General features: G+C 69.2%; 7 protein-coding genes and 1 riboswitch. Of the genes, 2 read left to right on the forward strand and 5 right to left on the reverse strand.

Going from position 1 to position 7,831, the window contains the following annotated elements; all coding sequences use genetic code 11:
* Positions 1 to 77: 77 nt before the first annotated feature.
* The 5 genes from ribH to AB0N02_RS14440 form a co-directional block, all read right to left on the reverse strand.
* Positions 78 to 557: a 6,7-dimethyl-8-ribityllumazine synthase gene (gene ribH / locus AB0N02_RS14420; protein WP_363945876.1), complete on the reverse strand. Its 480-nt coding sequence runs from the start codon at positions 555 to 557 to the stop codon at positions 78 to 80.
* Positions 554 to 1,768, reverse strand: a complete 1,215-nt coding sequence (locus tag AB0N02_RS14425; RefSeq protein ID WP_363945877.1) for a bifunctional 3,4-dihydroxy-2-butanone-4-phosphate synthase/GTP cyclohydrolase II — start codon at positions 1,766 to 1,768, stop codon at positions 554 to 556. Before AB0N02_RS14425 ends, ribH begins: the two co-directional genes overlap by 4 nt.
* Positions 1,765 to 2,427 carry a nicotinamide mononucleotide transporter family protein gene (locus AB0N02_RS14430; protein WP_363945879.1) on the reverse strand — a complete coding sequence of 221 codons (663 nt, stop codon included), beginning with the start codon at positions 2,425 to 2,427 and terminating at the stop codon, positions 1,765 to 1,767. The genes AB0N02_RS14425 and AB0N02_RS14430 overlap by 4 nt, the downstream gene beginning before the upstream one ends.
* On the reverse strand, positions 2,424 to 3,032 hold the full coding sequence (locus AB0N02_RS14435; RefSeq protein ID WP_363945881.1) for a riboflavin synthase: 609 nt from the start codon (positions 3,030 to 3,032) through the stop codon (positions 2,424 to 2,426). Before AB0N02_RS14435 ends, AB0N02_RS14430 begins: the two co-directional genes overlap by 4 nt.
* Positions 3,033 to 3,542: 510 nt before the next feature.
* Positions 3,543 to 3,673, reverse strand: a riboswitch (FMN riboswitch).
* An 81-nt stretch (positions 3,674 to 3,754) separates the two neighbouring features.
* Complete coding sequence (locus tag AB0N02_RS14440) at positions 3,755 to 4,570, reverse strand: oxygenase MpaB family protein (RefSeq protein ID WP_363945882.1); 816 nt, start codon at positions 4,568 to 4,570, stop codon at positions 3,755 to 3,757.
* A 370-nt stretch (positions 4,571 to 4,940) separates the two neighbouring features.
* Here AB0N02_RS14440 and AB0N02_RS14445 point away from each other — a divergent pair, with 370 nt between their 5' ends.
* Both AB0N02_RS14445 and AB0N02_RS14450 read left to right on the forward strand, forming a co-directional pair.
* A complete protein-coding gene (locus AB0N02_RS14445) occupies positions 4,941 to 5,894 on the forward strand; it encodes an ABC transporter permease (protein WP_363945884.1) in 954 nt (317 codons plus the stop codon).
* A 37-nt stretch (positions 5,895 to 5,931) separates the two neighbouring features.
* Positions 5,932 to 7,722, forward strand: coding sequence for an ABC transporter substrate-binding protein (locus AB0N02_RS14450; protein WP_363945885.1), 1,791 nt, complete (start codon positions 5,932 to 5,934; stop codon positions 7,720 to 7,722).
* The last annotated feature ends 109 nt before the right edge of the window (positions 7,723 to 7,831 follow it).

A 7,831-nucleotide genomic window follows, 5' to 3' on the forward strand; every position in this document is an offset into this window, starting at 1 on the left:
CGTGACCGTTCCGGCGCCGGCACGGCGAGGGCGAAGCGGAGCGGAGCGGCGCCGGTGGGCGGCGCGCGGCCCGGGGGTCAGACGCGGCCCCCGCGCAGATCCCTCAGCAGCAGCGCGGTCTCCAGGGCGGCGACCGTCGCCTCGTAGCCCTTGTCCTCGTGGCTGCCGGGCAGCCCGGAGCGGTCGAGGGCCTGGTCGAGGGAGTCGCACGTCAGCACCCCGTTGCCCACCGGTGTCTCCTCGTCGAGCGAGATGCGGGTGAGTCCCGAGGTCACCGAGTCGCAGACGTAGTCGAAGTGCGCGGTCTCGCCGCGGATCACGGCCCCCAGGGCGACGACGGCGTCGCACCGCCGGGCCAGGGCCTGGACCACGACCGGGATCTCCAGGGATCCGGCCACGCGGACCACGGTGACGGCGGCCCCGCAGTCCTGGCCGGCCTGGACCGCCCTCGTCACGAGCTGATCGGTGATCTTCTCGTGCCAGCGGGCGGCCACGACGCCGACGGTCAGGCCCCTCGCCTCGACGGTCGCCGCCTGCGGTCGTCCGGTCCCGCTCATGCGCTCTCCTCGTGGATGTCGTGGCCCAGGCGGTCGCGCTTGGCCGTCAGGTACTTCTCGTTGTAGGGGTTCATCGCCGCCGGCATCGGCTCGCGGCCGAGCACCTTGACACCGTAGCCGTCCATGCCCCGCATCTTGGCCGGGTTGTTGGTCAGCAGCCGGACCGACTTCACGCCCAGGTCGGCGAGGATCTGGCCGGCGTTGGAGAACTCCCTGGCGTCGACCGGCAGCCCGAGCTCCAGGTTGGCGTCCACGGTGTCGCTGCCGTTGTCCTGCAGGCCGTACGCCCGGAGCTTGGCCAGCAGCCCGATGCCGCGTCCCTCGTGCCCGCGCAGGTAGACCACCACGCCGCGCCCCTCGGCCGCGATCTCCGACATCGCGCGGTCGAGCTGCACCCCGCAGTCGCATCTCAGGGATCCCAGCACGTCGCCGGTCAGGCATTCGGAGTGCGCCCGGACCAGGACGTTCTCCCCGTCCTCCAGATCGCCGTAGACCAGGGCGAGGTGCTCGCCGCCGTCCAGGGCGCTGGCGTAGCCGTAGGCGCGCCACATGCCGTACCTGTTGGGCAGGCGCGTCTGCGCGACCCGGGTCACCATCCGCTCGGTGCGCCTGCGGAACTCCACCAGCTGCTCGATCGAGACCAGCGCCAGGTCGTGCTCGTCGCAGAACTCGCGCAGCTCCGGCAGCCGCTTCATGGTCCCGTCGTCGTTGACGACCTCGGCGAGCGCGCCGGCGGGGCGCAGCCCGGCGAGCCTGGCCAGGTCGACGGCCGCCTCGGTGTGGCCGCGCCGGACCAGCACGCCGCCCTCGCGGTAGCGGAGCGGGAAGACGTGGCCCGGCCGTACCAGCTCGAAGGGCTCGGTCGCCGAGTCGCACAGGGTGCGGATGGTCTTGGCCCGGTCGGCGGCCGAGATGCCGGTGGTCACCTCGTCGCGGGCGTCCACGCTGATCGTGTAGGCGGTGCGGAGACGTTCCTTGTTGTCGTGCACCATCAGCGGCAGGCCGAGCCGGTCGAGGTCCTCGCCGGGCATCGACACGCAGATCACCCCGCTGGTGTGCCGGATGGTGAAGGCCAGCAGCTGCGGCGTCGCCTTGGCGGCGGCGAAGATGATGTCGCCCTCGTTCTCGCGGTTCTCGTCGTCCACGACCACGACGGGCCTGCCCTCACGGATGTCGGCGATCGCCCGTTCGATCGGGTCCAGCGTGGTCACACAGCCTCCTTGGGGACGAGCACGGTCCTGGACCGGTACTCCTTGAGCCAGTTGAAGAATCCGATCAGGACGAGGACGAAGAAGACCCCGTACACGGTCCCCGAGACGACGAGCCCCGAGCTGAAGGCGAGCGGCACGCCGACCAGGTCGACGGCCACCCAGATGATCCAGAAGTCGACGAGCGCCCGGCCCTGCGCCCAGGTGGCGACCGCGCTGCCGACGAAGATGTAGGCGTCCGCCGCGACCAGGAGGTAGCCCTGGGGCGGCGGGACGAACGCGCCCCAGGAGAGCCGGGTGACGTAGAACAGCACGCCGATCACGACGGTGCCCGCCGCCATGGCCAAGGCCATGACGAGCCGTTCGTTCCCGGTCGCCGGGCGTACGGCCAGCACCCCGCCGTCCCGGGTGCCGCGCGTCCAGCGCCACCAGCCGTAGACGGCCAGCACCCCGAACAGGGCCTGCTTGAGCGCGTTGCCGGTGAGGTGCGCGCCCAGGGAGGTGACGAACAGCAGCGTCGCGGCGGTGAGCTGCACCGGCCAGGTCCAGATCGACTTGCGGATCGCGAACAGCACGGTGGCCAGCGCGGCCAGGTTGCCCACCAGGTCGGTCCACAGGACCTTGACCCCGAGAAGCTGGAATCCCTCCTGGACCCAGTTCACCGCCCGCCTCCGGGTGCGTAGGCGCCGACGAGCTTCTCCACGTGCTTGGCGATCACGTCGACCTCGAGGTTCACCGGATCGCCCGGCTGCTTGGCGCCGAGGGTGGTCAGCCGCAGGGTGGTGGGGATCAGGCTGACGGAGAAGCCCTCGTCGTCCACGCCGACCACGGTCAGGCTGATGCCGTCGACGGCGATCGAGCCCTTCTCGACCACGTAGCGGTTCAGCTCGGCCGGGAGCGAGATCCGCACGACCTCCCAGTGCTCGCCGGGCTCCCGCGACAGCAGGACTCCGGTGCCGTCGACGTGGCCCTGCACGATGTGGCCGCCGAGGCGCTGGTCGGCACGGACCGCGCGTTCCAGGTTGACCGGGGAGCCGGGGCGCAACGCCCCCAGGCAGCTGCGGTCCAGGGTCTCCTTCATCACGTCCGCGGTGAACACCCCCGCGCCGACCTCGACCACGGTCAGGCAGACGCCGTTGACGGCGATGGAGTCGCCGTGCCCGGCGTCACCGGTGACGGTCTCGCCGCGGATCGACATCCGGGCCGCGTCCCGCAGCGGCTCGATCGCGACGATCTCGCCCAGTTCCTCAACGATTCCGGTGAACATTCACAGCTCCTTCGCGGGGTGTGCCGGCCGGGCGGTCACGACGCGGGGCAGGGCCGGCGGGGGTGACATCCTCGAACTCCAGGCGGTGGGTTCCGGCGACCGGCCGGGATCCCAGTGATCACCGGGGATCCCCGGCATCGCGGGGATCACGGGGATCACTGGGATCACTGGGATCACGGCCGCGCCGGGCGGTGGGAAGAGCGGAGCGGCCGGAAGGGGGCCGGAAGGGGGCACGGCGTGGCCGTACGCGGTGGAGGGGCGAAGGTTCGGGACGCCGTGGCCGTAGGCGGCGGGAAGGCCGGATCCGGTGCGGACCCGGCCCGCCGGAACACGAAGGGCGGGATCGAAACGACCGCGACCATGCGCGGGGGGATCGATCGTCTGACGCGTGCGCGCCCGATCGGTCATCCGGGGTCTCCTCCTCGCCGACGGCTGTCTGCCACGGCGGCCCCGGGGGGATAACAGGTGTGTACACCCGATCGGCGGAGGGTGTCGTTGGACACTCTCCGCCCGCGCGCTTCCTCCCATCCGGACTTTAACCGTCGGTCCTGGAGTTTCACCAGGTCAACCAGTCGATGGCTTCGACCGGGTCGCGGACTGTAACCGCCGGTTCGGACTTTCACCGACCCCGGAGCACGCTGCTCTCCATATCAGTGTGCCACGTCCGGCAAATGGGACGAGACATCCCTCCACTGAGTGGAACGAGCAAACGCTTGGTCAGGTCACGCGGCGCGACCGGCCGCGGCCCGTCGCGCCCTGCGGGCGTCGGGGCCGTACCTGACCGGGGCGGGGACCAGAGTGATCCCGGTCTGCAGGGTCCTCAGCGCGGCGGTCGCCCACAGGTCGCCGACCGGGGTGCCGGGCAGCCCGTACAGCCTGCGCGCCCAGCGCGGGAGGGTGGCCATGGCCAGCACGGTGATCATGGGCAGGACCGGCCTGAGCGGAAGCAGGTAGGCCGGCAGCGGCGTGCCGAGCGACTGGCGGAGCGGGTGGGACGCCTCGGGGACGTAGTAGAGGCCGGGGCGGCGGGCCTGGATGTAGTCGCGCATCTCGGCGACGGAGCCCGGCACGTCGTCCGCGCGCAGGCCGACGACCTCGGCCGCCCGCCGCCACTCGGCCACGAACCGGTCGGCCTCCTCCTCGCTCAGGCGCACCCCGGCCCGGCGGGCGACCGACAGGTAGGAGTCGACCTCTGCGACGTGGACCCAGCGCAGCGCGTCGGGGTCGTCGAGACGGTAACGCTCCCCCGTGTCGGGGTCGAAGGCGGTGAGCCGCGCGTGGATCCCCCTGACCCGGGCCCCGGCCTCGGCGACCTCGGCGCTCGTGCCGTAGGTGCGCACGCGGACGAACTCGGTGGTACGAAGGAAACGCGACCAGGCCTCGGCCTGGTCCACGAGGGCCGAGTTCTGGGCGACGCCCCGCATCGCCCGGGGATGGAGCCCCTGCATCAGCAGCGCCCGGAAACCGCCGACCAGCAGGATCGGCTCCCCCATCACCCGCCACGTCACCGAGCCGGGCCCGAACAGCCCGTGATCCATGTGACACCTCCCCCGTAAGGGGGTAATTACCCCACCCGCGCGGGCCCACACGTATCACAGGCGGCGCGACAGGTGACAGGACGGCCGGACAGACCGTCATGGTCATGTCATAGCTATGTCACAAATCCGTGAATATCAGACGGTGGGGAATCTCATTCTTTCATCCCACCCCCCACCTGGGTCAATGGAATTGCAGCTACAACCTGATCTATATTGCACAACAAAAAAACAAGTAACAGCCAGGCCATTGATTTAGCCCTGACTGTTTTGCGATGGTTCCCCCAGATCCCGCTCAGTCATGCTCGTTGGGGGCTCCCGCACGATGACCATCCCTGCACCAGCCGCGACCACCGCCGATGAGGCGCCCGTGGTGAAGGCACCGGAAACGGTGGGCCGCTCACCAGGGCAGTTGATGTGGCTGCGCTTCCGCCGCGACCGGACCGGTGTCGCCTCCGCGCTGGTAGTGATCTTCTTCATCCTGGTCGCGATACTCGCGCCAGTGATCTCCTGGGTGTACGGAAAAGACCCCTACACCCTGTACGGCCAGGACACCCAGGGCCTGCTCAACGACTTCGGCTACCCGATCCAGCCCAACGGCGGCATGAGCTCGCAGTTCTGGTTCGGCATCGAGCCCGGCCTGGGCCGTGACGTGTTCACGCAACTCGTCTACGGAATCCGGACCTCCCTGCTGATCGCCCTCGTCTCGACCATCCTCACCACGCTGATCGGCATCGTGGTGGGCATCGTGGCCGGATACGCGGGCGGCAAGACGGACTACGTCATCGGCCGGGTGATCGACACGGTCCTGTCGTTCCCGTCGGTGCTGTTCATCATCGCGTTCATGCCCGTCGTGGAGAACCTCCTTGTCCGGTCCAACGAGGAGACACCGGTCTGGCTGCGCGCCGTGACGCTCATGATCGTGCTGACGCTGTTCGGCTGGGCCGGGCTGGCCCGCCTGCTGCGCGGCCAGGTCCTCACGCTCCGCGAACGCGAGTTCGTCGAGGCGGCCCGGGTCACCGGCGCCTCCCCGGCGCGGATCGTGTTCAAGGAACTGCTGCCCAACCTGTGGACGCCGATCCTGATCCAGTCGACACTCCTGCTGCCCGCCCTGGTGACCTCCGAGGCCGCCCTGTCCTACCTGGGCGTCGGAATGATCGAGCCGATCCCCGACTGGGGCCGCATGTTCCTGCGCGGCACCCAGGTCTACCAGAACGACATCACCTACCTGATCTTCCCCGGCGTCGCCCTCGTGGTCTTCGTGATCGCCTTCAACCTGCTCGGGGACTCCATCCGCGACGCCTTCGACCCCAAGCTCAAGCGCTAGATCCCCATGCTCAAGCGCTGGACCAGATAGGAGAAAGATGACAGTCCGAAAGCGGTCAGCAGTGGCCGTCCTGGCCATCGGCGTGCTGGCAGTCACCAGTGCCTGCGCCGAGGGCAACCAGGGTGCGCCCGCCACCTCCGGCAACGGCGCGAGCGGTTCGGCGGCGGCCCCGGTCGTCGAGCCCTACAAGCCGGCCACCATCACCGTCGGCACCGCCGAGGACGCCAAGGGTCCCGCGATCCCGCCGGAGGGCGTCGTCAAGGGCGGCACCGTCACGATGATCGACCGTGACGACTTCTCCCACCTCGACCCGGCCCAGATCTACGTCAACACCGAGGCGAACTTCGGCCGGCTCATCTCCCGCACCCTGACCGGCTACAAGCGGGTCGCCAAGGGCGAGTTCAAGCTGGTCGGCGACCTGGCCACCGACACGGGCACCCCCTCCGACGGCGGCAAGACCTGGAAGTTCACGCTGAAGGACGGCGTGAAGTGGGAGGACGGCACGCCGATCACCTCCGCGGACGTCAAGTGGAGCATGGAGCGGACCTTCGCTCCGTTCATCACCCAGGGCCCCACCTACATCCAGCAGTGGCTGACCGAGGTCGACCACAAGAAGGCCTACCAGGGCCCCTACGACGGCAAGGAACTCGACGCGATCGAGACGCCGGACGACAAGACGATCATCTACAAGTTCAAGTCGCCGCACGCCGACGCGAGCTACGCCTTCGCCATGGGCGGCTACGCGATCGTGCCGAAGGCGAAGGACACCAAGGAGCAGTACGACAAGACTCCTGTCTCCAGCGGCCCGTACATCATCAAGTCGCACGTGGTCGACAAGAGCATGGACCTGGAGCGCAACCCCAACTGGGACCCGGCGACCGACCCGATCCGCGGCGCCTACCCCGACAAGTGGCACCTGGAGTTCGGCTTCGAGGCCCTGCAGGTGACCGACCGCCTCATGGCGGACTCTGGCGCCGACCAGACCGCGTTCACCTTCTACGCCTCGGCCCCGCCCGAGCGTCTGCAGCAGGTGCTGAGCGACCCCAACCTGGCCTCGCGCCGGATGAACAGCCCCTCGCCGTACGGCAACTACTACTACTTCAACCTTGACCGGTTGAAGGACATCAAGGTCCGCCAGGCCATCAACTACGCCTGGCCGTCCAAGCAGATCCAGCAGGTCCTGGGCGGCCCCGCCGCCGCGGCGCTGCCGACCACGATCCTCAACGAGAACACCACGGTCGGCTACGAGGCCTACGACCTGTTCAACAAGAAGGCCAAGCCCGACGGCGACGTCGAGAAGGCCAAGGAGCTGCTGGCCCAGTCGAGCACCCCCACTCCGACCATCGTCTACGCCTACAACCAGACGCCGGTCCAGGAGCAGGTCACCGTCGCGATCAAGAGCGCCCTGGCCAAGGCCGGCATCAACGTCGTGGCCAAGCCGCTCGACCGCAAGACCTACTACGACTCGATCGGCAAGGTGAAGAACGAGTTCGACATGTACTGGGGTGGCTGGGGCGCCGACTGGCCGTCCGGCTCCACGGTGCTGCCGGTCATCTTCGGTCCCATCGCCGACGGCGCGCCGAACTACTCGCACCTGAAGGACCCGGCGCTCACCGAGGAAATGGACAAGATCACCGCCACGACGGACATCAACGCGGCCAACACCGCGTGGATGGCGCTGGACAAGAAGATCCAGGAGACGATCACCCCGCTGGTCGTCGCGGAGAACCGGATCGCCACCACGCTCCACGGTTCCAAGGTGGGCGGCGCCGAGATCGACCCGCAGCAGTGGATCGTCCAGCCGGACACCATCTTCGTGAAGCCGTAGAGACAGCGACGGCCGTGGCCCCCGCGACGCGCGGGGCCACGGCCCGGGGGGGGGGCGGGGCGCCCCCCCCCGGTTGCCCACAAAACACGGGTACAAGGCGAAATGTAGT

The organism is Streptosporangium sp. NPDC051022 (assembly GCF_040683035.1).
In the GTDB taxonomy this organism is placed as follows: domain Bacteria; phylum Actinomycetota; class Actinomycetes; order Streptosporangiales; family Streptosporangiaceae; genus Streptosporangium.

Bases quoted from the DNA above. Each gene is read 5' to 3' on its own strand.
- ribH (WP_363945876.1), bottom strand. From the start codon at position 557: ATGAGCGGGACCGGACGACCGCAGGCGGCGACCGTCGAGGCGAGGGGC.
- AB0N02_RS14435 (WP_363945881.1), bottom strand. From the start codon at position 3,032: ATGTTCACCGGAATCGTTGAGGAACTGGGCGAGATCGTCGCGATCGAG.
- AB0N02_RS14440 (WP_363945882.1), bottom strand. From the start codon at position 4,570: ATGGATCACGGGCTGTTCGGGCCCGGCTCGGTGACGTGGCGGGTGATG.
- AB0N02_RS14450 (WP_363945885.1), top strand. From the start codon at position 5,932: ATGACAGTCCGAAAGCGGTCAGCAGTGGCCGTCCTGGCCATCGGCGTG.